Genomic DNA, 24,156 nt, shown 5'->3' with positions numbered 1-24,156 from the left:
ATGGTGGAGACATCAGCGAGAAGCTGACGTCCGCGAGAATGCCAGCAGGAGTGCGAGTACGAACAGGGCAACCGCAACCAGCCACGCAGTCATGCTGTCGGAAGAGTAGAGGGCAACGGCCCACCAGGTGTGGGTTGTGTAGCCATCGGGGTTGTAGGCGCGGCCGAGGATGAGGTTGATGATGAGGAACATCAACCCGGCTCCTGCTGCCGTGGCTTCGTTGGCGAGGCGGCGTGTGAGGAGCGCGAGTGCGAGAAGGAGAGTGACGTTGCGGGCGATGTCCATCCCCACCACCAGTCCGGCCGCGTGCGCGAGGGCCGCAGTGAGAATGACGGCGCCCTGATCGAACCGGCGGACGGGTAGGACCGCTGTGGTCTCGGCTTCATGTAGCTGCCGTTCCAGGCAGTACATGACGGCGATGACGATCAGGACGGGAGTGAAGTAGGCGAGTTGGGCGCTTCCCATGCCGCTGGCCAGGCTGGGGACAGGGACTTCGCTTGCCCCCACCGTCCAGCAGACCACGACGAGCAGGGCGAGCGCCACGGGGGCGGCCCACCAGTGGCGCACAGTGATCGCATAGCGGTTCATGAGAGGGCCTTGCTGCAGTGCTTTTGGCTCGCGGCTGTCTTGGTGAACCAGTCGGCCTGCTCTTCGGCGGGAAGCTGGCGGATCTTTTGGAGTGCCGCCCATTCCGTAGGGGGCAGCGCTGCCTGTACACCCTTTTCGTCCAATCCGACCACCAGGGCAGCCCAGGCGGCGGCGGGCGAGCCCGGCTGTCGGCAGTCGTCCACACCGGCGAGCGCGGCTGTCCCGGTTACTGCCGATTCCGCCAGGTCTGCAGCGTACTGGGCGGGGTCTTGGCCACCGCCGCGCGGAGGCAGCGACCAGTTCAACGGCCACGTGCCCGGCTTGAGCGGAACCTTCGCGGAGGTGACGCGCAGCTCTTCCGGGACAGTTATTTCAGCATCCTTCAGCCGTTTGATCGGCGCCAGGGCGTCTTCCCGCAACTGTTGGGCGTAAGGCTCGTACTCCGGCGGTACACACACCCTCGGCGCTTGACCGGTACAGGCCATAACGACGCTGCGGGGGCTTGTGGGGTTCCGGTAGCCCCAGTCGATCACCAAAGCGCGGCCGGCGGTGAAGGTGACTGCCGCCACGGCAATGGCAACAGCCACCGCCCAGGCGCGTTGGCGCATCCGGGCCAGAACCCAGAACGCGAGGGCCAGGCCAGTAACAACACCCCACGGCACTAGATAAACAGCCGGGGTGAGCACATCGGTGACGGTCGACTGCCCGTCGATGAAGCCACCCAGGTGACGCACCCAGGGGTTGGACGTCGCGTGCGGCATGGAGAGCCACGCCCAGCTGCCGATTCCGGCAGCGGGTGCCGCGATACTCCTGGGCATGATGAGTCCGAGGCACCAGCCGATGATCAGCCAACCGAGGGAAAGCACGATCAGGTGCGTTACAGCGAGCCACCCGGCCCCCTCGGGCAACACGCCTACCGCCTGGTAGGCCATCACGAGCGCCCCGGTGACGAGGACGAGCAGCAGAATCAGGACCGGGGTGACAGCCCGCAAGAGCTGCCGTACCGCACTGCGTTGGCCGGTGGTGCTCAAAGCGCCCAGCAGGCGGTGGCGGCCCGCCTCCCACGCGGCAGCTGCGGCCACTGCCGGGGCGATGACCGCGATGGCGTGGGCGGCCAGTTCACCGGACTCAACCCCGTACCTCGATGGTGCGGTGAAAGTGGCGTCGTCGATGTACAGACCTGCGTACAACAAGATGGGAAGCACCAGCCACGGTGCGGCCGAGGCACGGAGATTTGCCCAGGTAATCATTCGGCCGCCTCCAGGAGCGACGCGTAGGCGCTCTCCAGGCGTCGGCCCGGCGCACAGTCCGGGGCAGCGTGGCCGACGAAATCCTTAACCGTACCCCTGAACCTCGGTTTCCCCGATTCAAGGACCACAACCTCGTCGAACGCCTCGTCGAGGTCGCCGATGTCGTGAGTGGAGACGATCACATGGACCTTGCCGCGCAGCGAAATCAGCAAGTCGAGGAACCGGCGCCGCTGATGCGGGTCGAGCCCGACGGTTGGCTCGTCAAGAAGCAGTAGTTCGGCATCATGGACGAGCGCCTGTGCAAGAGCGATCCGCTGCTGCTGGCCACCGGACAGTGTCTTGATTTTGCTGTTGATCTTTTCGGTGAGACCGACTCGTTCGATCGCCTCCGTCGCGGCGTGCCAGGCGTCACGTTCCCGCATGCCCTTGAGCCAGCCCACATAGGCCACATGCTCTCTGCACGTCATCCCGGGAAGGAACCCGGGATGCTGCGGCAGCCAGGAAACCTTGCTTCGGTAGGCCCGCGTGTGTGTGCGGTTGGCCGGATCAAGTTCCCCGTACTGGATGCGTCCCGAATGCGAAATCGAGGCGCTGGCACCGAGGGAGAGCAGGGTGCTCTTGCCCGCGCCATTGGGGCCGAGAAGGACGGTGTGGCCGGGTGAGAACGCCAGGTCCAGCCGGTCGAGGACCGGACGTGACCTTCGGCCGTAACGGAAGGTGCAGGACTGGTAGTGCAGGGGCATGAGGGTCCCTCGGAGCAGAAAAAGGGCTCTCCCCCGGGTGCGCACAGGCTATGCGGGCGCGCCCCGGGGGAGAGGGAAGGCGCTTAGTACGTAACGGTCAGCGACTTGACCCAGACGTGCACGCCCACAAGGGCATCGTTAACGGCAAAGTAGTAGTTGCCGGAGCCGTGGTCGGCCCACGTACCGGAAGAGGTTGACGTGCTGCTGGCGAAACAGTTGGTGAAGTAAGCGTTCACGTAGTACGGGTCCGGCCCGAGAGTGTCCTTACGGAGGAGGACGTTGACGCCCTTGTTGCTGTAGTCATCACTGCAGCCGGTGAACTTGATGTTGGTGGTCCCGCCGCTGTCGGCCCAGCGACGGGACTCGAAGCCCGGACCAGCGCCCGTCAGAGAGCTGGACCAGCTCGACGCCTGGGCGGGCGCGGCGATAACGCCGAGCACGGCGACGGCACCGAGCACAACGGTGCCTATGCGACGGCTGGGCTCACGCAGGGCAGCCAGATCTGCAAATCTCATGTGCACTCTTTGGAGTTGGCGTAACGAGATGATCGAGAAGATATAATTCTGATCAATCTTTGATCAATAGCGGCGCCACTTTCGGCCAACCATTGACCATTTCCGCACCATGATCGTTAGCGGCATAGGGTGCACTGTCAGCCCGGAGTGCGTCGTTCCGTATTCCGCTGAGTACGGTCCCAACCCCCTGACAGGGCACTCTGTGAGGGTTTGCACGAACAGCAGGGCAGACAAGTCGCCACAGCACCAGGCGGGTTCGCTCCATCCGAGCGGGCTCCCCCCGTCGGGCCCGAGCGGTGCCTTGATCCACCGGTCGAGGGCGGTCATGTACGTACAGCGGGCGGCGGTGGCCGCGGCCTGGAACTGGTCGGCCTCGACGCGCAGTTCCGCGAGCTCCAGGGCGTGGACGTCCAGGCGTTCGCTGAGCCGGTCCGGACCCGTCGGGCCGGGCGGCCGGGCGGGGTGTTCAGCGGTTCGCCCGGCCCTCCAGGTACGCGAGTACGGCGAGCACCCGCCGGTGCACCGCGCCGTCGTCCGGCTCCAGACCGAGCTTGGCGAAGATCGAGCCGATGTGCTTGCTCACCGCCCTCTCCGTGACGACGAGTTCGGCGGCGATGGTGCCGTTCGCCTTGCCCTGGGCCATCAGTTCCAGCACCTCGCGTTCGCGCGGGGTGAGGCTCTGCAGCGGCTCGGCGGACGACCTGCGGGTCAGCAACTGGGTCACGACCTCCGGGTCGAGGGCCGTGCCGCCTGCCGCCACCCGGTCGAGGGCCTCCAGGAACTGGTCGACCCGGCCGACCCGGTCCTTGAGGAGGTAGCCGATGCCCTGGGCGCCCTGGGCAAGCAGCTCGGCGGCGTAGGTCTCCTCGACGTACTGGGACAGGACGAGGATCGGCAGCTCGGGCAGCTCCGCGCGGGCTGCGATGGCGGCGCGCAGGCCCTCGTCCCGGAACGTCGGCGGCAGCCGTACGTCGAGGACGGCGGCGTCCGGCCGGTGCTTCAGCAGGGCGGGAAGGATCTCGGGCCCGGTGGCCGCGTCGGCCACCACCTCGTGGCCCGAACTGGTGAGCAGCAGGATCAGGCCCTCCCGCAGCAAGGCGTTGTCCTCGGCGATCACGATCCGCACGGCAGCTCCACTTCGATGTCCGTCGGCCCTCCGGTGGGGCTGCTGATGCGGGTGGTGCCGTCCAGTGCGGCGACCCGCCGCCTGATCCCCACCAGGCCGCTGCCGGCGCGTTCGTCCGCGCCGCCGTGTCCATCGTCCCCGATGACCACGCGCAAGGTGTCGGGGCCCCGGCCGATCCGGACCGTGGCGGCCGTCGCGCCGCTGTGCTTGCTGATGTTGGTGAGCGCCTCGGCGACCACGAAGTACGCGGCCGCCTCGATGGCGGCCGGGAGCCGCCGCCCGTCCTCGACACCGTCGAGGTCCGCGGTGACGGGTACGGCGACATCGGCGGCCAGCGCCCGTACCGCACCGGCCAGTCCACGGTCCGTCAGCACGGGCGGATGGATGCCGCGGACCACGTGCCGCAGCTCCGCGAGGGCCGCCTCCGCGCCGTCCTGGGCCTCGTCAAGGCGGATGCGCGCGGCGGTCGGGTCGCGGTCGAGGAGCTGCTTGGCGAGCCCGATGCGCATCGACAGGGCGACGATCCTGGCCTGGGCTCCGTCGTGCAGATCCCTTTCGATGCGGCGCAGTTCGGCGCCGTGCGCCTCGACGGCACCGGCCCGGCTCTCCGTCAGCTGCGCGATCCGGTCGCCGAGCTCGGCGGAGTGCGACGAGGTCAGCAGCGAACGGGACCAGCTCGCCGCCAGGTCCGCGAGCACGGGGTGCCAGCGCAGTACCCAGCCCTGCCGCTCGGGAAGCGGTGTGCCGTACTCGTCGGCGGTGCGCCGGTCCAGGGCGTGGACGACGGTCAGTGCGGCCCCGTCCACGAAGAGACCGATCGGCCACAGGATCATGGTGAGATAGGCGAGTCCGTTGCCGAGGAGCGCCTGGACCGGCAGCCAGAGCGCGTCGCGCCAGGTCGCGGGGTCGGTGAGGACTCGGCGGACCCGCTCGGACAGTTCCCCGCCGTCCAGCGGAAGATACTGCGCCGGGCGGAACGGCACCCCGAGCCGCGCGGCGGACCGGCGGCGCTCGAAGTCCGCGAAGCGCCGCAGCAGTGTGGCGGCCTCCGGCAGGGCGGGCAGCCCGATGATCACGGCGGCGAACATCAGGACGGCGACCACCAGGAACGCACCCATGTAGGCGAGCAGTGCCACCGGAACGCCGATGAACAGATAGCGCGAGGCATCCCACGAACGCCGGATGGCGACTGTCAGCGGGGCGGGATCGGTGCTCATGTCAGGTCACGTTACGGGGGCCCTCCCGACTGCGGAGTGGGGCCCGTCCCCGGCTCATGGTGGAGCTGGCTGTACCCCCGTTCCGGGAGCACGCTCTCTCCCCCGCAACCCCGCTCGCTCCTAACGTTTATGCAGGTCAGGCGGTATGTCAACAACAGCGGAGGTAACCAACGGTGGACACGGTCACGGCAGTGCGGGCGACCGCGCTGAGCCTGGAGTCGGTGAGCCGGCGCTATGGGCGGCGCGGCCGCGCTCGGGAGATGATGGCGCTCGACGCGGTGAGCTGCGCGGTTCCGGCCGGGAGCTTCACCGCGGTGGTCGGCCCTTCCGGGTCCGGCAAGAGCACATTCCTGCAGTGCGCGGCGGGGCTGGACCGTCCCACCTCGGGAACGGTACGGATCGGTGGCACCGACCTGGGGTCGCTGAGCGAGGCGGCACTGACCCGGCTCCGCCGGGACCGGGTGGGCTTCGTCTTCCAGTCGCACGCACTGAACCTGGTGCCGTCGCTGTCCATCGAGGAGAACGTCGTGCTGCCGCTGGTGCTCGCCGGAGCGGATCCGGGCGACGCCGGGGTGCTGGGCCGTGGGCAGGATCTGCTGGCCCGCGTGGGTCTTTCGGGGCGCGGGGCGGAGAGTCCGACCACGCTCTCGGGCGGCCAGCAGCAGCGGGTCGCGGTGGCCCGGGCGCTGGTGACCGAACCCGCGGTGATCTTCGCGGACGAGCCGACGGCGTCCCTGGACCCGGAGTCGGCGGCGCTGGTCCTCGGTCTGCTGCGGGACGCGGTCCGGATCGACGGCCGTACGGTCGTCATGGTCACCCATGATCCGGTGGCGGCGAGCTGGGCGGACACCGTACTGACGATGGACGGCGGGCGGCTGCGATGAGCACGAGGATCCGGAAGGCGGAGACCGTGCGGGCGCGGTCCGGGTGGCGGCGCGCGTCGGCGTTCCTGGCCAGGCGCTCGCTGACAGCGCACCGGCGGGCCTGGGCCGCGGTGTTCGCCACGACGGCGGCCACGGCGGCGCTGATCGGCGCGTTCGCGCTGGTGCTCGGCTCGCTGCTGCTGGCGCGGCCCCCGGTGGCGCGGTACGCGGGCGCGGACGCGGTGGTGGCGGCCGACCAGAAGGTGTCGTACACGGCGAAGCCGTGGGGCAGTGAGCCGATGACGGTGACGGCATATCTGTCGGAACGGGCCCGGCTTGACCGGGCCGTGGTGGCGAAAGCCGCGGCGGCCGACGGGGTGGCGAAGGCGGTCGCGGACGACTCGGTGCCGCTGACGCTGAGTGGTGGCGCCGGTGCGGTCGGCCGTTCCTGGCCGTCGGCGGTGCTCACCCCGTACGAGCTGACCTCCGGCCGGGCGCCGCGGAGTGCGGACGAGGTGGTCGTCGACCGGGCGCTGGCAACCGCCGGGGCCGAGGTCGGCTCGGCTGTGGAACTCCAGGTGGACGGCGCCGCGCGCCCATACACCGTCAGCGGTGTCGCAGACGCGGGCAGCCGGGGCGAGGGCACCCCCGCAGTCTTCTTCACCGAAGCGCGGCTGACCGCGCTGGCCGGGCACCCCGGCACGGTCGACGCGGTCGGGATCGTCGCGCGGGACGGCGTCTCCTCGGACGCGTTGCGGGACTCGTTGGGCGACGCGTTGCCCAACCGTACGGACACCGGGCGCGGCATCCGGGTCCTCACCGGCCCCGCACGCGGAGAGGCCGAGCACCTGGACGCGCTGGGCGGGCGCGGTGCTCTCCTGGCGCTGCTCGGCTCGATCGCGGGCACGGTCCTCATGGTGGCGCTTCTCGTTCTTTCCACGACCGTCTCCCAGGCGGTCCACCAGCGCTCCGGTGAGCTGGCGCTGCTGCGGGCGGTCGGCGCGACGCCGCGGCAGCTCAGGTCGGCGGTCGGCCGGGAGGTGAGTCGGGTGGCCGGTGCGGCGGTGGTGCTGGGCGGGGTCGGGGCCGTACCGCTGGGGCTGCTGATGCGGTCGCTGCTGACGACGGATCCGCTGCCGCTGCCCGTGCCGCTGTGGCTGCCGCTCGCGGCTGCCGTGGCCGCCGCGGTGGTCGTCGCCGGGGCCGCACGTCCGGTCTCGCTGCTCGCCGCCCGGTCGATCACCGGGATGCGGCCCGCCGCCGCGCTGAGTGCGGCGCGCGCCCCCGAGCCGGATGAGCCGGGCCGGCTGCGGACCGGTGCGGGCATGCTGCTGGCCGTCGCCGGGGTCGGTTCGGCGGGCGCGGCCATGGCTCAGGGCGGTCAGGCGGCCGCGGTGGCCGCGTCGGGTGCGGCGACATCGCTGGTCGTCGCGGTGGCGCTGCTCGGGCCGTGGATCGCACGGGCGTCGACGCGGGTGCTGGGTGCGCCGCTGCGACGTGCGGGCGGTGTCTCCGGGTTCCTGGCGGCGAAGTCGGCCGCCGCGCACCACCGGCGGCTGGGCGCGGCGATCACGCCGATCGTGCTGGTGGTCGCGTTCGTCTGCGTCCAGCTGACGGCGGCGGCGACGCTGGAACGGGCCGCCGACCGGCAGTCGGCGACCGCGCTGCGGGCGGACCTGGTGGTGACGGCTCCGGCGGGGCTGCCCGCGGACGCGGCGGCCGCGGTGCGCAAGGCGCCGGGTGTGGCGGCTGCGACAGGTGTGCTGCGGTCGTCGGTCATGCTCGCGCACCACGAGATGGGCGATCCGAAGCTGGACCGCTACCCGGTGCTGGGTGTGACGGCGGCCGAGCTGTCCGGCACGGTCGATCCAGGCGTCGTATCGGGTGACCTGGCCGCCCTGACGGGGCGCTCCACGGTCGCGGTCGGCAGGGATCGGGCGGACGAGCTCGGCGTCGGCGTCGGGGACCGGGTGCGGCTGCGGCTCGGTGACGGTACGCAGACGCGGCTGCAGGTGGTGGCGGTGTACGAACGGGCCCTGGGGCTCGGCGAGTTCATGCTGCCACGCGAGGCGCTGACCGGCCATGTGTCGGCGGCGCGCGATGCCCGGATCCTGGTCCGCTCGGAGAAAGGGCCGGCTGCGGCGTCGGTACGCCACGCGGTCGCCCCGTACGCCGGCGCGCAGGTCCGGGCCGCGACGGCGGACGACGTACGGATCGCGCCGTCGTCGTCGGAGGAGGACGACGCGCTGATCGTCATCGGGGTCGGGGTGATCGGCGGGTTCGCGCTGCTGGCGGTGGTGAGCACGCTGACCCTGATCACGGTGGGCCGCCGACGGGAATTCCGCCTGCTGCGGCTGGTGGGTGCGGGGCGCAGGCAGGTGACGCGGATGCTGTTCCTGGAGACGGGGCTGGTGGCCGTGGCGGGCCTGACGATCGGCACGGCGGTGGCGGCGGTCCCTCTGACGGCGTTCGCGGTGTCGGCGGCGGGGACGGTGCCGTATCTGGAGCCGGTGCGGTACGGGGTGCTGGCGGGGGCGGTGCTGGTGGCTGCGGTGGCGGGCGTGGTGATCCCGGGGGCGTCCGGTGGCCGCGTCAGGAGGCGGTGAGGGTGCGGTGGGCGGCCGGAGGCCTCAGTCCTCGATCTCCGGACGGGCTTGCATCGTCCCGCCCGGCCGGCTCCGGCCCGCCACGGAAGCGCTCCGTCCTCAAGCGCCAGACCGGCCGAAGGATGCCTACAGCACCCGCCCCGCCGCCCCCCGCAACGCGTCGAGCACCGGATGGATCAGGGGATGCCCTTCCGCCCCCTGCCGTACCGCGGCGAACACCCGCCGGGTCGGTGCGCTGCCCTCCACCGGGCGTACCACCACCCCCGCGAGTTCCATCCCCCGCAGCGCCGACCTCGGCACCAGTGCCACCCCAGCCCCCGCTCCGGCGAGTGCCACCACCGCGCGGAAGTCGTCCGAGGAGTGCTCCAGTCTCGGCTGGAAGCCGGCGAATTCGCAGGAGAGCACGACCACGTCGTGGCACGGGTTGCCGGGGTACGGGCCGATCCACGGGTCCTTCTCCAGGTCCGCGATCGCCACCTGGTCCTGGCCGGCCAGCCGGTGCCCCACCGGCAGCACGGCGTCGAACGGCTCCGAGTACAGCGGCACCCGGGTCAGCCGCCGGTCGTCCTCGCCGGGCGCGCCCCGGTATTCGACGGCGACCGCCACATCGACCTGCCGGTCGAGCACCATCGGCACGCTCGCGTCGCCTTCCGCGTCCTGTACCCGGACCCGGATGCCGGGCGCGGTCAGCGTCAGTTCGGCGATGGCGGGGGCGAGCACGAGCCCGATGCCGGTGGCGAACGCGGCGACCGTGACCGTACCGGCGTCTCCCGCCCCGTACGCGGCGAGCTCCGCCTCGGCCCGTTCCAGCTGGGCCAGCACCGCATTGGTGTGGGTCAGCAGGATCTCGCCGGCCGGTGTGAGCCGTGCGCCACGGGCGCTGCGGTCGACCAGCCGGTGGCCGGTCTCCTGTTCCAGGGCGGCGAGCTGCTGGGAGACGGCGGACGGCGTCAGATACAGCGCGGCGGCTGCCGCAGTCACGGTGCGGTGGTCGGCCACCGCACGGAGAATACGCAGCCGCCGTGCATCGATCATGTGATCCATTGTCCCAGGTCCCGAGGGGTGTACGGGACCTGGGACCGCCCCGCTCGTGGAACTACTCGCCGAGCGCGGCCCGCGCCTCGAGGAACGCGTCCACCGCACGGTTCACGTCGTCCGTCGAGTGCGCGGCCGACAGCTGGACGCGGATACGCGCCGCGCCCTGCGGGACGACCGGGTAGGAGAACCCGATCACATACACACCGCGCTCCAGGAGCAGCTCCGCCATCCGGCCTGCCTTCGCCGCGTCCCCGATCATCACGGGGGCGATGGCGTGGTCGCCGGGCAGGATGTCGAAGCCTTCCTCGGTCATCCGGTTACGGAAGAGCGCGGTGTTGGCAGCCAGCCGCTCGCGCAGGTCACCGGCGGACTCCAGCAGGTCGATGACCTTGAGCGAGGCCGCCGCGATGACCGGGGCGAGGGAGTTGGAGAAGAGGTACGGACGGGACCGCTGGCGCAGCAGTGCGACGATCTCGGCGCGGGCCGCTACGTAGCCGCCGGAGGCACCGCCGAGCGCCTTGCCGAGCGTGCCGGTGATGATGTCGACGCGGTCCATGACGTCGTGCAGTTCAGGCGTGCCGCGGCCGCCGGGGCCCACGAAGCCGACGGCGTGCGAGTCGTCGACCATGACCATGGCGTCGTACCGGTCGGCCAGGTCGCAGATCTCGCGGAGCGGGGCGACGTACCCGTCCATGGAGAACACGCCGTCGGTGACGATGAGCCGGCGCCGCGCCCCGGACGCCTCCTTGAGCTGCTGCTCCAGGTCGTCCATGTCGCGGTTGGCGTAGCGGAACCGCTTGGCCTTGGAGAGGCGGATGCCGTCGATGATGGAGGCGTGGTTGAGGGCATCGGAGATGACCGCGTCCTCCGGGCCGAGGACGGTCTCGAACACGCCGCCGTTGGCGTCGAAGCAGGAGGAGTAGAGGATCGTGTCCTCCTGGCCGAGGAACGACGAGAGCCGCTGCTCCAGCTCCTTGTGGACCTCCTGCGTGCCGCAGATGAAGCGGACCGAGGCCATCCCGTAGCCCCAGCGGTCCAGCGCCTCGTGGGCGGCGCTGATCACCTCGGGGTGGTCGGCGAGCCCCAGGTAGTTGTTGGCGCAGAAGTTGAGCACCTCACCGGGGCGGCCACCGGCGGTGACGGCGACGGACGCGGACTGCGGGGTGCCGATCACACGCTCGGGCTTGTGGAGCCCGGCGGCCTTGATCTCGTCGAGAGTCGTGCGCATGTCGTCGCGTACGGAGTCGAACATGAGGGGTGTCTCCTGGTGTGTACGGGCCGGTACGAGGTCGGTCAGACGGTCCAGTCGAGGATGACCTTGCCGCCGCGTCCGCTCGCCGCGTCGTCGAAGGCCGCCTCGAAGTCGCGGTAGCCGTACCGTCCGGTGACCACGGGGGCGAGGTCGAGGCCGCCCTCCAGCAGGACGGACATGGCGTACCAGGTCTCGTACATCTCGCGGCCGTAGATGCCCTTGATCGTGATCATCGAGGTGACGACGCGGGACCAGTCGACGGCGAACTCGTCGGACGGCAGTCCGAGCATGGCGATCCGTCCGCCGTGCGTCATGTTCGCGATCATGTCGCGCATGGCCTCGGGGCGGCCGGACATCTCCAGGCCGATGTCGAAGCCCTCGCGCAGGCCGAGGTGGCGCTGGCCGTCGGCGATGGTCTCCTCGGCGACATTGAGGGCGAGGCTGACGCCGACCTTCCGGGCGAGTTCGAGCCGGGCCTCGCTGACGTCGGTGATGACGACGTTGCGGGCGCCCGCGTGGTTGGCGACGGCCGCGGCCATGATGCCGATCGGACCGGCGCCGGTGATCAGGACGTCCTCGCCGACCAGTGGGAAGGACAGCGCGGTGTGCACGGCGTTGCCGAACGGGTCGAAGATCGCGGCGATGTCGAGGTCGACGGGGACCCGGTGCACCCACACGTTGGAGGCGGGCAGCGCGACGTACTCGGCGAACGCTCCGTCCCGGCCGACGCCGAGCCCGACGGTGGAGCGGCAGAGGTGGCGGCGCCCGGCCAGACAGTTGCGGCACTTGCCGCAGACCAGGTGGCCTTCGCCGCTGACCAGGTCGCCGACGGTGATGTCGACGACATCGGCGCCGATCGCGGCGACCTCGCCGACGAACTCGTGGCCGAGGACGAGCGGCGTCTTCACGGCCTGCTGCGCCCAGCCGTCGTAGTTGCGGATGTGCAGGTCGGTTCCGCAGATGCCGGTACGGAGGACCTTGATCAGCACGTCCGAGGGGCCGATCTCCGGCTCGGGAACGTCCATCAGCCAGAGTCCGGGCTCGGCCTTCTGCTTCACAAGTGCCTTCACGGCTGCGGCTCCCTGTACGTGGTGCGAGGTGAACGCCCCGGGCCGGGGGCAGCCTCGAAGGGAGCCTGCGGCCCGGGGAAGATGAGAGGGACGGCATGGGGGCAGCACGCACGGTGATCGGCTGCCGCGCACCATCCTCCGCCGTCACGGAGAAATCTGCCGTACCCCGCGCCACAGGTCCATCGAGGTTTTCTTAAGCGCAGCCGCAGCTCCGCTTCACGCCCTCTTGACACCGGCTTTCTGCCGCGCCACACCGCTCAGATCGACGCGCGCCAACGCAGCGCCGGCGGCGGTCTCAGCTTGACGTTTACCGTCGCTGGTCACTCGACCTGCTGAGATCGCTGGGATCCCGGTGCATATGAGGCGGCCGTTCTTCACGCTTCGAGATGTCGAGTAACGAAGCACGCAAGGAACGGCCGCTGCCCATGAGTCTGCCCGTCGATGTGCCCGGAAGCGAGGCATTGGGCCTGTTGTCCCGCTTTCGGGTCGAGTTCTACGAGTGTCTCTACGCCCGCGCGGATGCGCTCTTCGAGCTCACCGATGCGGTGCTGTGCGCGGACGGGCCGGTGAAGACCTTGGTCGAGCTGTCGCTGGCGGCCGAGCACCGGCGCGGGCACGGCGCGCCGTATGCCGCCCTGGACCAGGGCTGGCTGGAGCCGGCGCGGTTGCGCCGCGCCCTGGCCGGCCTGCCGCTGCCGAAGGCGGCCGACGGGCGGATCGTGCTCGCCGCGGATGTGTCGCACTGGCTGCGGCCCGATGCACCGACCAGCGACGAGCGATTGTTCTGCCACGTCTACGGACGTGGTGACCGCAGCTCGGACCAGTTCGTGCCCGGCTGACCGTATTCCTTCGTCGCCGCCCTGGAGTCCGGCCGCACCTCCTGGGGCGCTCTCCTGGACGCGGTCCGCCTGGGCCAGGCGGACGACGCCACCCAGGTCACCGCCAGCCAACTCCGCGAAGTCGTCAGCCGATTGGCCATGGCCGGGCACTGGCGGCCGGGCGACCCCGAGATCCTGATCGCCATGGACAGCGGCTACGACGTCGCCTACCTCTCCCACGTCCTGGCGGATCTGCCGGTCGTGCTGGTCGGACGTCTGCGCTCGGACCGCGTCATGCTCCGCGACCCGGGTCCCGCCCGCTCCGGGCCGAAGGGCGGGCGGCCCCGCAGGCACGGCGGCGTCCTGACCTTCACCAAGCCCGACACCTGGCACCAACCCGACGTCACCACCTCCACGGACACCACCCGCTACGGCACCGCCAAGGCGACGGCCTGGTACCGGATGCACCCCAGAATCACCCACCGCGGCCCCTGGCTGGAGCACGCGGACGAGGAACTGCCCATCCTGCACGGCACGTTAATGCGGCTGAAGGTCGAGCGGCTGCCGGGCGGCCGCGACCCGAAACCCGTCTGGCTGTGGTCATCGGCCGCCGACGCCACACCCGCGGATGTGGACCGCTGGTGGCAGTCTTTCCTCCGCCGCTTCGACCTGGAGCACACATTCAGGCTGATGAAGCAGACGCTCGGATGGACCGCCCCGAAAATCCGCCACACGGACACCGCCGACCTGTGGACCTGGCTCATCATCGCCGCGGGGCAGCAATCGCCCGTATCAGCGCGGGGTCCTCCATCGCCGAGGCGGCGTACGCACTGGTCCGGCGAGCAGGGCGTCTGCCGCCTGGGGATGCAGCGGCACCATGCGCTCGGTGTAGGTCTTGCCGACCGGGATCCGCAGCCGCGGATAGCCGTCGGGGTAGGCGTCCAGGCAGTCCAGGGCCAGCCGTGCGATCTCCCCGCGCCGGGCACCGCTCCAGCGCAGCAGCAACAGGGCGGCGCGCTGATGGGGGTCTTCGAGTTCCTCGACCGCGTCCATGAGGCGGTCCAGCTCGGCCCGGGGGATGAACCGCGGCAGAGCGGAGGGGAGTTTGGGCATGTCCGACCGGCCGAGCAGGGGCCGGCCGGGGACATCGTTCCAGCCCCATTGGCTGGTCTCGCGGAAGAACTGAAGCAGGGGGCTGAGGTAGGTGTAGCGGGACCGTGCCGTCAGCGGCCGTCCGGTCCGGGCGTTGATGTGCTCGTGCAGGTGGGCCATGAAGCCCTCGATGTGCCGCCGCTCCAGCTGGATCATCGCATCGACTTCGGGGTGGGCCCGGGCGAGCCAGCGCAGGAAGTAGCGGAAGGCGTCGCGTGAGTGGCGGACCGACTCCGCGCGGTCGCTGGTCTGCAACCGACCCGACAGCCAGCGCGTCACCGGTGCGGCGAGCGCCGGCGGCGTCTCGGGAGGGGTGAGCTCGGTCCGCCAGAGTTCGGCGGTCTTCAGGCCGTGGAACGGCGGCTCGGGGACCTGCCCGATGTTGAACAACAGCACATGGACGCCGTGCAGCCTGGTCAGACACGCCTTCTGGTAGATCTCGGCGAGCTGGTCCATAGGCATGCGGCGGCGCGCGTTGGAGACATGGCTGGCCCGCACGAACCCGGCCTCCGGCCGGGCGCAGTAGCGCTTGATCTCTTCGGCGAGCGCGGTGAGGTCGTCGAGCCGGATCGCGCGCAGATCGGGGTCACCGCGCATCAGGAGAAGGCGGGTGAAGGTCCAGGTGAGGACGGACCGCCCGCTGACCGGCGCATAACCGAACTGGAACATGCGGGCGGAGAACGAATCGAGCAGATCCAGGTCCAGCCCGAGACCGGCGGCGAACTTGGGGACGAACAGGCTGTCGAAGTTCCGGCTGAGGACGTAGTCGGCGTCCAGCCGGAGACCGTGCACCAGCGAGAGGTAGGCGAGATAGGGGCCTGCCTCGTGGGACGGCCCGATGCGTTTGCCGGGCTCATGCGCGACGCGTCCGTGCAGGTCCAGGCGGACCAGCAAGGGCTCGGCAAACCAGTCCTCCAGGTCCGGCCAGTGCTTGAGGAAGCGGTTGTAGAAGTAGCGGCGGGACTTGATCGACGCCGAAGCATCGGCGAACGTCGCCCGGACCCAGCCGAAGTACTCCTCCCTCGGCGCGTGGCACCGGCGGCGGTCCGGTTCCGGGGCGGGCGCCAGGGCGAGCGCGGTCACCGGTTGTTCTCCCACGCGCGGGTGTAGTCGGCCAGCACGGCCTCGTCGGAGACCCGGGTGTAGACCTTCGTCGACTCCGGCGACGCGTGTCCCAATCGCTTCTGCAGCGACAGCTCCCGCATCCCGCCCTCCCACATCGCGATGGCGTGGGTGTGCCGCAGCGCGTGGGGCGTAGTCTCCGGCGTGCGCAGGCCGAGCTTGTCCAGCCGCCGCGCGAACAGCCGCACCACCGCGTCGTAGCCCAGCGGCTCCAGACGGCGGGTGCCCTTGCCGCCGACCAGGAACACGAACGGGCCGGCCGCATCGAGCGGGCGCTCGTGCATCACGTAGCGGCTCACCGCGTCCAGGGTGCGAGGCTCGTGCAGGTCCACGACCCGCTCGGTGCGGGACTTGCCGCGGACTCCGCGCGGGTGGTCGTCGCGCTTGCGGACCGTCACCCTGCGGCGGCCGTAGGAGACGTCGTCCAGATGCAGCGAGAGCACCTCGCCCGGCCGCAGCCCGCCGTCCAGCATCAGCAAGAACACCGCCAGATCCCGCAGCCGCTTCAGGCTGCCGATGAAATGCTCCAGCACCGCCTCGTCCACCGGACGCGGCAGCCGCCGCGGCTGCTTGACCGTCACCGTGCGGCGCATCGGCTGCTGACGGCTCGCACGGCCCATGAACGGCTGATGCCGGTCCGGCACCCGGGCCAGTGCCGGGTCGAGACGCTTCTGCATCGGGGAGTCGCCGTCGTACTCCTCGGCGACCACCGCCCAGTCGTAGAAGCTGGAGACCGCAGCCAAGATCCGATTCACCGTCGCCGGTGCGAGCAGACTGCCCGGCGCCTCCGGGCCACCGACCACGACCGTCAGGCCGAGCCGTTGGGCGGGCCGACGCGACGGTGCCCGCCGCAGGAACGCCAGCAGCCGCAAGGCATCCGGGCCCCGGAACTCGCGCCAATCCATGCCCTCAGCAGCGAGGAAGGTGAACAGGCGCCGCAGGTCGTACGCGTACGCGCAGACCGTGTGCGGCGAGAAGCCCCGGTCGACCAGATGGTCCAGGAACCGGCAGGCTGCCGCGACCGGTTCACCGTCACCGTCGACCAACCGAACTCGCCGTACGACGCCGCCGTCGCGTTCTTTGACCACCCGCACACTGGCCTCCCCGAGCCTGCACTCGGACAGCCCAACGAGACCTCCGCCTCCACCGCCACGGCGCCGATTCAGGCATCACTCGAAGGTGTCCAGATAAGGAGATTTACGGCCGGTTCGAGTTGGACATGAACCGGCGCCTCGACCTGGACCTGACCGCCCGGTCCGTGCCCCGGCCGCGCGTCCCCGAGGGCGAACCGGCCCCCGCTCCAGGGTGATGGACGCTGAGGGCTCAGCTACACCGTGGATAACGGTGCCGTCCCGGACGATCGTCACCTTGTGGGGTCCGGCCGGGTGCGCGAGGTCTCCGACAAGCGCGATGAACACCTTGTGTCGGCGGGCCAGGCGCCGCCAAGTCTTCGGGCGAGGTTCGTGGTGGCCCGGCAGCCCTTTTGCCGGGCCACCTTCCGCTCAGTGGGTATCGGTGCGCTTTTCGAGGCGGGTGCCGTTGCGAAGGGTGATCGACATCAGGTCGCTGGGGGTCTCCAGCTCCAGGCGGTGCCAGCGACCGCGGGGGACGACCACGGCGGCGCCTGCCTGCAACTGCACCATTTCCTCGCCGCCGGGCCTGTCGGCCCGGAAGTACAGGCGGACACCGCCGGTCAGGCAGCAGACCGCTTCCTCGGCTTCCGGGTGCATCTCCCAGTAGTCGGCGTGCACGTCTGCGTCGGTCTCGACGTGGAACGTGGCCATCTGCCAGGCGCCAGAGTCGTTGCTTGTCATCTGCCGTTCGACGGCTCGGACGTCGCCGTCGGGGTGGAAATGCAGCGCCGAGGCGAACAGGTCGACGGTGGGGGTCGTCATCATGACGGTGTTCCTTCCAGTTGATTGTCTGCAGGAGCGGTGGATTGCGGGAGAGGTGTGACGGTTCGGCGGCGCGGCAGCACGCCGATGGCCACGACCGCCGCGAGCACGAAAATGGCGGCGGCGATGGCCAGGCCCAGGGCGTAGCCGTCGTTGAGCGCGGCAGGGTCGGTGGTCGTGCCGGTGTGGTGCGCAGCGATAGTGGCCAGGGCCGCCAGGCCGATGGAGCCGCCGAGTTGACGGGAGCTGTTCATGAGGCCGGAGGCCATGCCGGCCTCGCGCGGAGCGACGCCGGTGGTCGCGGCGGCGGCGACCGGGGCCAGGACCAGTCCGGCGCCGACACTGGTGACCAGGGACGGGCCGAGCACGTCGGTGAGGAAGCTGCCGTCGGGGCGGATGAGGGCGAACCAGGCCAGGCCCGCGGCGGCCAGCAGGGCGCCGGGCACCAGGGACACACGGGGGGTGCGTGACGTGGTGATGCGGGTCGCGACGATGGTTCCCGCGACCAGGCCCAGAGAAAAGGGCAGAAATGCGGTGCCGGTTGCTGCGGCACCCATGCCCAGGACCTGCTGCATGTACAGGGACACGAAATAGAACGCGGTGAATTGCCCCGCCGCGGCCAGGAACACCAGCACGTTCGCGCCGACGACCCAACGGCTGCGCAGCAGGCCGAGGCGCAGCAGCGGTGCGGTGACCCTTGACTCGGCGAAGATGAAGGCGACCAGCAGTCCGGCTGCGGTGGCGAGGGCCGCCCACGTGACCGGGGACCCCCAGCCGAGGGTGTCGGTGCGGACGACACCGAGCACCAGCAGCCCGACTCCGCCTGTCGCCAGGACGGCGCCCAGCGCGTCCAGGCTCTCGCGCCGGGCAGGTGATGCTCCGGCGGGCACCCCTGCGGGGATGAGCGCGAGAGCCGCCACGACGATGGGCAGGTTGATCAGCATGACCCAGCGCCAGCCCGCGTATTCGGTCAGCAGTCCACCTGCCAGCACGCCCAGCGCGCCGCCTGCGGCGTTCACCGCGCTCCACACCCCGAGCGCGCGTACGCGCTGGGGGCCTTCGGTGAAGGTGGTGGTGAGCATCGCCAGCGCGGCCGGCGCAGCTGCGGCGGCGCCCAGGCCCTGCCCGGCGCGGGCGGCGATCAGTTGCCAAGGCGCCTGAGCCAGTCCGCCCGCCAGCGAGCACAGCCCGAAGACGGTCAGCCCCAGCGCGAACATCCGACGCCGGCCGTACAGGTCGCAAGCGCGTCCCCCCAGCAGCAGGAACCCGCCGAACGTGAGCGCGTACACGTGCACGACCCACGACAGGTCGAGCGGCGCGAATCCCAACGCCGCGTGGATCGCGGGTAATGCGACGTTGACCACGGACATATCCAGGGCGACGACGAACTGGGCGACGGCGGCTGCCGCCAGCACCACGCCTGGCCTCTCTCGGGAGTTTTTATACATGTAAGAAAAGTTAGCGTCAGGGGGTGGTCGTTGTCGACACCTGGGGGATGATGTGGGCATGCCGCAGCCGTCCGCACCGCGCAAAACCCAGGGCCGACCTCCCCGTATCTCTCGCGAGGAGATCATCGAGACAGCCCGCCGGATCGTGGATGAGGGAGGCGTGGACCGGCTAACCATGCGGCGGCTGGCCACGGAAATCGGCAGTACGCCCATGGCCCTCTACCACCACGTCCGCGACAAGGAAGAACTGCTCGTCCTGCTGCTCGACGACTACGCCGCACGGACACTGCGCCGATCCGAACTGCCCGCCCACCCTCGCGAGCGGATCGTCGCCGCCACCACCGCAATTCACGAGGCGCTCGCCGCCTGTCCCTGGATCGTGGAGGTGCTGACCGCCGACGACTTGATGTCCACATCCGCGCTGTGGTTTGTCGAGCAGATCGTTGACGGCCTGGTCGAATGCGGCCTCTCCCCCGACCGGGCCGTGCACGGCTACCGTGCGATCTGGTACTACACCGCCGGAGAGATCGTGGTCAGGACAACAGCGGCCCGACGGCGCGCAGACGATGACCGTGCGACCTACCGGGAGCAAGTCTTCGCCGATCTCGACCCGAGCGAGCTACCCCGCTTGGCACAGGCCGCGGACCGTTGGGCGCCGCTGACCGCTGAGGACACTTACCAGGACGGGCTCCGGGCCCTGGTGGACGGCCTTCTCGTCAGCCGCTGACGGCTCGCCGCCGACGATGTGCCTGGCCGCTGACACCGCGGCTCTCAAGTGTCGGCAAACGATCGAATGACGACAGGCGTGGTGGGCGTCCAATGAACCCGGACTTTCCGGGGCCTGTCGGCGGCACGGATCCAATCAGATCCGATGGCGGATGATGACAGGGTTTACTGACAGCTAGGGTCGAATGCGACCACCGACACGACGGGGAGCGGCATGGCCAACCTGGTCTACAAGCGGGTGTCGACCGACCAGCAGTCGACCAACCGTCAGAACCTCGTCCTCGACGAGGCAGGAATCGAGAACCCGGTCGTCTTCGAGGAGAACCCCGGCGCCTCCAGCCGCCTCCACCCTCTCCAGCGCCCGAAGTTCGGCGAGCTGCTCTCGTACGCACGACCGGGCGACACCGTGCACATCTCCGAGATGTTCCGTCTCGTGCGCGGCACCAAGCACATCCTCGACGTGCTGGACGTCCTGCACCACGACCGCCTCGCCCTGCGCATCCACGACGGCGCGTTCTCCGCCATGCACCTCACCGCCCGCCACCCGCGTACCGGCGAACTGCTGTCCACCGTGAAGTTCATGGTGCAGACCCTCGCCGCCGCCGGCGAACTCCAGCGCGACCTCCAGCGGGAGTTGACCTACGACGGGCTGCGGGCCGCCGAGGCCAAGGGCAACAAGGGAGGCCGCCGACCAGCCGTCATCCAGCATCAGGGCCGCGCCGCCGGAACTGAGGTACATGCGTTCTCTCCAAGGATCGCAGTTGGATGGATGTGGCTCCGGAGCCGTGGAGAGAGGTTCAGGGACGCGGGGGCTAGTGCTCTGGCCGCATAGGTTCACCGGGTTCCGTTCTGGTCCAAACGTCGTCAAGAAGTCGGATGCGGCCTTGCCGTCTGTCTGCGAGCATGCGGCGCTGTGGAGATCAACAACTTCGTCGTCCGCCGTGCGGTCGAATCCGACGCTGCTGCGGTGGCCGAGGTGTGGCTGCGTTCCTTCCTGGAGGCGCTTCCGAGCGTGCGCCGAGCCCATACGGACGACCAGGTCCGGTCCTGGTTCCGGGAGGTGGTCGTGCCCGGCCAGGAGACCTGGGTGGCCACGGTCGAAGGCTCCGTGGTCGGGATGATGGTGCTGGCCGACGCAGACCTGGACCAGCTCTATCTTGATCCGGCCTGGCAGGGCCAGGGCATCGGCAGCCGCCTCGTGCATCTGGCGAAGCAGCGTCGCCCGGCAGGGCTGGCGCTGTGGACGTTCCAGGTCAACAATTCGGCACGTCGCTTCTATGAGCGGCACGGTTTCGTCGCTGCCGAGTCCACAGACGGTCACCGCAACGAGGAACGTGAGCCGGACATTCGGTACTTGTGGCGACCTGAAAAGCAAGTGCCCTGAGGATGCTCAAGCCGCCCGGGTGAGTGGTCGTCCGCCCCAGCGGATGCCCTTCTCGCTGCGGACACGGGCACGTTCGCGTCGTTGAGTGGACAGTACCTCGGGATGGCGGGCGTTTTGGTTGCGCCAGCGCAGATACCGGTGCAACTCCCGGGTCTGGACCGTGTGGTTGGGGTGATGGGAGTTCGCGATGGTGAACTGCCGCAGTGGCCCGAAGTGGGCCTCGATCGGGTTGGCCCAGGACGCGTAAGTCGGGGTAAAGCACAGCTCGACCCGGTTCTTCTTCGCCCAGCGCCTGATGGTGTCGCCCTTGTGGGCGGACAGGTTGTCCAGGATCACGTAGATCGGGGCGTCGTCCGGGCGGGCCGCCCGGATCGACCTCAGCGCTGCCAGGGTGTTACGAGCCCCTTTTTGCGCCGGTTGACGCCCCACAGCGTGTCGTCGCCGACCGAGTAGCAGCCGTGGAAGTATCGGACGCCGTGGGTGCGGTGGTAGGTCGCGGGATGCCGCTCGGGATGTCCCTGCTCGGCCCAACAGGACCCGGCGATGGGCCGGATGCCGAGCGGTCCGAACTCGTCGAACGCGAAATCCCGGTCGGGAAAGCGTTCCAACACGTGCTCGATGCGGTCCAGCTTGGCGTCGCGCTCGCGGTCGGGCGACTCCTTCCATGTCTTGGTGCGCTGAAAGGTGACGCCGCGCCGGACGAGCAGGCACCGTAACGCCTCGCGACCGATGCGGATCACCCGGCCGTGGACCCTGTGCAGGTAGATGACGAGCTTGCGGACGGACCAGCGGGTGAAGGGCTGGCCCAGCTTGGTCGGGCGAGTGGTGGCCGTCGCGACGACGAAGTCCTCGTCGTCAGGACTGAGCAGGCGGGGACGGCCTCCCGCCCACCGAGGGTCCAAGCAGGCCAGGCCGATATCGTCGAACCGGTGGATCACGTCCCGGACGGTGTCCTCGTCCGCTGCCACCAGCTTCGCGATCACCGGGACCCGGTTCCCGCCGGCCGAGGCCAGCAGCATCATCGCGCGCCGGTAGCGCACCGAGCTGGTGCTGCCCCGGCGCACGATCTGCTGCAGCTTCTGCCCCTCCTGGTCGGTCAACCTGCGCACACGGACAGGCTCGGCCACCGCACCTCCACCGGTTGGATCGGATGTCATCGCACATCCAACCGCCCCAATCACCAACCCGGCGAACCTTCGCGGTCAGAGCACTAGCGACGCAACTCTCGCGAAAATCCGCCGTTTTAGCAGGTCACACGGCTGCGCAAGTCTTCGCCAGAATCCCTTGCGCCGATCAGGACCGGGGAGCGGGCAGGGCCGGGCTGTCTCCAGAGATGAGGGAGTCACGGCCAGCGGCCAGTTCCGGCACGTACTTGTACAACGTCGTACGGGAGACGCCGAGCAACTTCGCGATCGAGGTGATGGTGTTTTCCGGCTGCGCGAGGAGGGCGCGGGCGTGCCGGACTTGCTCCGCGTTCATGGCTGGCGGCCGCCCGATCTGCTCGCCCCGGGCACGAGCCGCCGCCAGACCCTCGTGCGTGCCCTGCACGATCAGTTCCCGGATGAACTCCGCGAGCGCGGCGAACACGTGGAACACCAGGCGCCCGCCCGGGGTCGTGGTGTCGAGAGCCTCGTGCAACGACTGGAAGCCGATACCGCGCTTGCGGAGGCCCGAGACGATGGCGATCAGGTCTTGGATCGAGCGGCCCAGGCGGTCGAGGGAGGGCACCACCAGGGTGTCGCCGGGCCAGAGGTAGTCGAGGCACTGCCACAGTTCCTCGCGCTCCGCGTTCTTGCCCGACTTTTGTCGGTGAAGACCCGAACGCAGCCGGCCGCCGTCAGCGCCGCAATCTGCCGGTCGAGCAGCTGCCCCTTCGTGGACACGCGCCCGTACCCGACCCGAGCCCCGGAGGAGTTGGCAGGGAAGGATTCCAGCGGGCTGTCAGCGTCCGCCCACTCAGCGGTAGTCGTCATGCACTGCACCGTACAGAAAAGGGCCCCAAGAGGTTCCTGGACGCCCTCTGTTGTTGAACACCCTTGTTGGACACCAGAAGTCGACTCCGGTCGGGCATGTCGACGTCCGGGCGCCGTTGTCCAACAACGGATCGGTTGATGCACAGAGAGGGAAGCGCCGCCGGCGCTTCCCTCTCAGCGGCCTACCTGGTGCTATCGGCCACCGTCACATGGCACGCGTAGCCGCCTCTCGTTGCCGACTGCGGCCCGTCCGGAGTGCCAAAAGACGGCAGCAGTGGGAGGGGGGAGGGGGGAGGGGCGGCCGGGTTCGGTTCGCCGTCGACTCCGCCGGAGTGGGGCCGGGCGCCGTACTCCCGCCGTCTCGGATGACGGGAGCGTGAGGAGACCGCGCCGCCGGCCGTGGTCGAGGGGGAGCAGCAGCTGCCGCGAGGTGGCCGAGCCCGTCGTGGGCGCTCCGCTCAGCGCGGCACCGTGGGCCCGACCCGTTCGGCGAACTGGGAGACTTGGGCAGGTGAGCACCACCCGCCGCCCGTTGGGCACCGGACCCCGTACCGCCGAGGAGCAGTCGCCAATTGGCGGCCAGCGCGAACGCGGCCGGACAGCAGCAGAGCGGGCAGCCGTCGAGCCGCCCGCCCTGGCGGTCGAGAACGAGGTGGTCGAGGCGCGGCCGCCGGGCCGCCGCCCGTTGGGCACCGGGGGCGCCCGCTTCTAGTTTTGCTCCCTCATTTGAGGGCCGATTTATGAAACTTCCCCAGGTCAGGTGGGGTAACAGTCGCCCGGACTGTTACCGCGATCCTGGGGGAAGTGCCCGATATCCGACGACAGCGAAGATTGATTCATTGCCAACGAAGTTTGACTGCAAGGAGAGGGCTGATGAGCCGCCGTATATCCCAAGGTGTCCTGGTCGTCGGGTCGATCGGCGTTCTGATCAACATCGTGGACGCGATCGGGACGGGGCATCTGGAGCCGCACCATGCCTTCGCCGCGCTGGTAGCGCTCGGTGCGGGTGGTGAACTGCTCAAAGAGCGGCGGCCCAGGGCCGCGAAGGCGCTGTATGCCTTGGCGTCGGTGCTGCTGGTGGTTGCCGGATCCGTCGCGGGGTACAGGGCGTGGGCCTCGCTCTTCAGGGGCGCGACCTATGACTGGCTCGACCTCGCACTCGGGGTTCTGGTCGTGCTCTACGTTGCCGTCGGCGCGGGCCAGCTGCTCGCGCACCTGTCCCGCAGAGCATCGAAGTCTCGTAGAAATGCCGACATGCTCAGCGAGTAGCACCGACCCTGGGTATTCAGCGGAATTGGGTGATCTGACGTCCCGGTAGCAGAAAGGTGCCGCTGGCCTGCAAGGATGCGAGTGTCGACGTCGTATCCGCT

At 69.9% G+C, this 24,156-nt stretch carries 20 protein-coding genes and 3 pseudogenes; 8 read left to right on the top strand and 15 right to left on the bottom strand.

The features are described from left to right. Nucleotides 1-12: 12 nt before the first annotated feature. From AB0N06_RS25645 to AB0N06_RS25620, 6 genes are all read right to left on the bottom strand, one after another. Nucleotides 13-588: a hypothetical protein gene (locus tag AB0N06_RS25645; protein WP_366137018.1), complete on the bottom strand. Its 576-nt coding sequence runs from the start codon at nucleotides 586-588 to the stop codon at nucleotides 13-15. Beyond that, nucleotides 585-1,838 (bottom strand): hypothetical protein, encoded by a 1,254-nt coding sequence (locus tag AB0N06_RS25640; protein ID WP_366137017.1) that lies wholly within the window; start codon nucleotides 1,836-1,838, stop codon nucleotides 585-587. Before AB0N06_RS25640 ends, AB0N06_RS25645 begins: the two co-directional genes overlap by 4 nt. Then, complete coding sequence (locus AB0N06_RS25635) at nucleotides 1,835-2,581, bottom strand: ABC transporter ATP-binding protein (RefSeq protein WP_366137016.1); 747 nt, start codon at nucleotides 2,579-2,581, stop codon at nucleotides 1,835-1,837. Before AB0N06_RS25635 ends, AB0N06_RS25640 begins: the two co-directional genes overlap by 4 nt. 83 nt (nucleotides 2,582-2,664) lie before the next feature. Beyond that, nucleotides 2,665-3,096, bottom strand: a complete 432-nt coding sequence (locus tag AB0N06_RS25630) for a hypothetical protein (RefSeq protein WP_366137015.1) — start codon at nucleotides 3,094-3,096, stop codon at nucleotides 2,665-2,667. 466 nt (nucleotides 3,097-3,562) lie between these two features. Continuing rightward, nucleotides 3,563-4,222 carry a response regulator transcription factor gene (locus AB0N06_RS25625; protein ID WP_366137014.1) on the bottom strand — a complete coding sequence of 220 codons (660 nt, stop codon included), beginning with the start codon at nucleotides 4,220-4,222 and terminating at the stop codon, nucleotides 3,563-3,565. Continuing rightward, complete coding sequence (locus AB0N06_RS25620) at nucleotides 4,210-5,439, bottom strand: sensor histidine kinase (protein ID WP_366137013.1); 1,230 nt, start codon at nucleotides 5,437-5,439, stop codon at nucleotides 4,210-4,212. Before AB0N06_RS25620 ends, AB0N06_RS25625 begins: the two co-directional genes overlap by 13 nt. A gap of 173 nt (nucleotides 5,440-5,612) precedes the next feature. Here AB0N06_RS25620 and AB0N06_RS25615 point away from each other — a divergent pair, with 173 nt between their 5' ends. Further along, nucleotides 5,613-6,323 (top strand): ABC transporter ATP-binding protein, encoded by a 711-nt coding sequence (locus tag AB0N06_RS25615; RefSeq protein ID WP_366137012.1) that lies wholly within the window; start codon nucleotides 5,613-5,615, stop codon nucleotides 6,321-6,323. Next, nucleotides 6,320-8,908: an FtsX-like permease family protein gene (locus tag AB0N06_RS25610; protein ID WP_366137011.1), complete on the top strand. Its 2,589-nt coding sequence runs from the start codon at nucleotides 6,320-6,322 to the stop codon at nucleotides 8,906-8,908. The genes AB0N06_RS25615 and AB0N06_RS25610 overlap by 4 nt, the downstream gene beginning before the upstream one ends. Before the next feature lie 126 nt (nucleotides 8,909-9,034). Here the strand turns inward: AB0N06_RS25610 and AB0N06_RS25605 are convergent, their stop codons facing one another. From AB0N06_RS25605 to tdh, 3 genes are all read right to left on the bottom strand, one after another. Further along, nucleotides 9,035-9,943 (bottom strand): LysR family transcriptional regulator, encoded by a 909-nt coding sequence (locus tag AB0N06_RS25605; RefSeq protein WP_366137010.1) that lies wholly within the window; start codon nucleotides 9,941-9,943, stop codon nucleotides 9,035-9,037. 61 nt (nucleotides 9,944-10,004) lie between these two features. Continuing rightward, nucleotides 10,005-11,198, bottom strand: a complete 1,194-nt coding sequence (locus AB0N06_RS25600) for a glycine C-acetyltransferase (protein ID WP_366137009.1) — start codon at nucleotides 11,196-11,198, stop codon at nucleotides 10,005-10,007. A 41-nt stretch (nucleotides 11,199-11,239) separates the two neighbouring features. After that, entirely contained in the window at nucleotides 11,240-12,268 is a 1,029-nt protein-coding gene (gene tdh, locus AB0N06_RS25595) for an L-threonine 3-dehydrogenase (protein WP_366137008.1), read from the bottom strand. 425 nt (nucleotides 12,269-12,693) lie between these two features. Between tdh and AB0N06_RS25590 the strand changes: the two are divergent. Beyond that, nucleotides 12,694-13,860, top strand: a pseudogene (locus tag AB0N06_RS25590) (NF041680 family putative transposase); the annotation flags it as partial. A gap of 18 nt (nucleotides 13,861-13,878) precedes the next feature. Here AB0N06_RS25590 and AB0N06_RS25585 read toward each other — a convergent pair. The 4 genes from AB0N06_RS25585 to AB0N06_RS25570 all read right to left on the bottom strand — a co-directional run bounded on the left by AB0N06_RS25585 (nucleotide 13,879) and on the right by AB0N06_RS25570 (nucleotide 18,703). Beyond that, nucleotides 13,879-15,321 (bottom strand): hypothetical protein, encoded by a 1,443-nt coding sequence (locus AB0N06_RS25585; RefSeq protein ID WP_366137047.1) that lies wholly within the window; start codon nucleotides 15,319-15,321, stop codon nucleotides 13,879-13,881. Next, nucleotides 15,318-16,454: a tyrosine-type recombinase/integrase gene (locus AB0N06_RS25580; protein ID WP_366137007.1), complete on the bottom strand. Its 1,137-nt coding sequence runs from the start codon at nucleotides 16,452-16,454 to the stop codon at nucleotides 15,318-15,320. The genes AB0N06_RS25585 and AB0N06_RS25580 overlap by 4 nt, the downstream gene beginning before the upstream one ends. A gap of 408 nt (nucleotides 16,455-16,862) precedes the next feature. After that, complete coding sequence (locus tag AB0N06_RS25575) at nucleotides 16,863-17,255, bottom strand: cupin domain-containing protein (protein ID WP_366137045.1); 393 nt, start codon at nucleotides 17,253-17,255, stop codon at nucleotides 16,863-16,865. Continuing rightward, on the bottom strand, nucleotides 17,255-18,703 hold the full coding sequence (locus AB0N06_RS25570; RefSeq protein ID WP_366137006.1) for an MFS transporter: 1,449 nt from the start codon (nucleotides 18,701-18,703) through the stop codon (nucleotides 17,255-17,257). The genes AB0N06_RS25575 and AB0N06_RS25570 overlap by 1 nt, the downstream gene beginning before the upstream one ends. Before the next feature lie 58 nt (nucleotides 18,704-18,761). On the opposite strand from AB0N06_RS25570, the gene AB0N06_RS25565 reads away from it, so the two are divergent. The 3 genes from AB0N06_RS25565 (at nucleotide 18,762) to AB0N06_RS25555 (ending at nucleotide 20,813) form a co-directional block, all read left to right on the top strand. Then, entirely contained in the window at nucleotides 18,762-19,430 is a 669-nt protein-coding gene (locus AB0N06_RS25565) for a TetR/AcrR family transcriptional regulator (RefSeq protein ID WP_366137005.1), read from the top strand. A 213-nt stretch (nucleotides 19,431-19,643) separates the two neighbouring features. Then, nucleotides 19,644-20,261 (top strand): recombinase family protein, encoded by a 618-nt coding sequence (locus AB0N06_RS25560; RefSeq protein ID WP_366137004.1) that lies wholly within the window; start codon nucleotides 19,644-19,646, stop codon nucleotides 20,259-20,261. A gap of 81 nt (nucleotides 20,262-20,342) precedes the next feature. Then, nucleotides 20,343-20,813 carry a GNAT family N-acetyltransferase gene (locus AB0N06_RS25555; protein ID WP_366137003.1) on the top strand — a complete coding sequence of 157 codons (471 nt, stop codon included), beginning with the start codon at nucleotides 20,343-20,345 and terminating at the stop codon, nucleotides 20,811-20,813. A gap of 6 nt (nucleotides 20,814-20,819) precedes the next feature. Here the strand turns inward: AB0N06_RS25555 and AB0N06_RS25550 are convergent. Both AB0N06_RS25550 and AB0N06_RS25545 read right to left on the bottom strand, forming a co-directional pair. Then, nucleotides 20,820-21,940: pseudogene (locus AB0N06_RS25550) on the bottom strand (IS630 family transposase). 166 nt (nucleotides 21,941-22,106) lie between these two features. Beyond that, a pseudogene (locus tag AB0N06_RS25545) lies at nucleotides 22,107-22,786 on the bottom strand (recombinase family protein). Between the two features lie 511 nt (nucleotides 22,787-23,297). Here AB0N06_RS25545 and AB0N06_RS25540 point away from each other — a divergent pair. Then, nucleotides 23,298-23,498 carry a hypothetical protein gene (locus tag AB0N06_RS25540; RefSeq protein WP_366137002.1) on the top strand — a complete coding sequence of 67 codons (201 nt, stop codon included), beginning with the start codon at nucleotides 23,298-23,300 and terminating at the stop codon, nucleotides 23,496-23,498. A gap of 161 nt (nucleotides 23,499-23,659) precedes the next feature. After that, complete coding sequence (locus AB0N06_RS25535) at nucleotides 23,660-24,055, top strand: hypothetical protein (RefSeq protein WP_366137001.1); 396 nt, start codon at nucleotides 23,660-23,662, stop codon at nucleotides 24,053-24,055. The last annotated feature ends 101 nt before the right edge of the window (nucleotides 24,056-24,156 follow it).

The organism is Streptomyces sp. NPDC051020 (assembly GCF_040683105.1).
Lineage (GTDB): Bacteria > Actinomycetota > Actinomycetes > Streptomycetales > Streptomycetaceae > Streptomyces.
The sequence above is the reverse complement of the archived record's forward strand: the minus strand, read 5'-3'. Positions and strand labels throughout refer to the sequence as shown.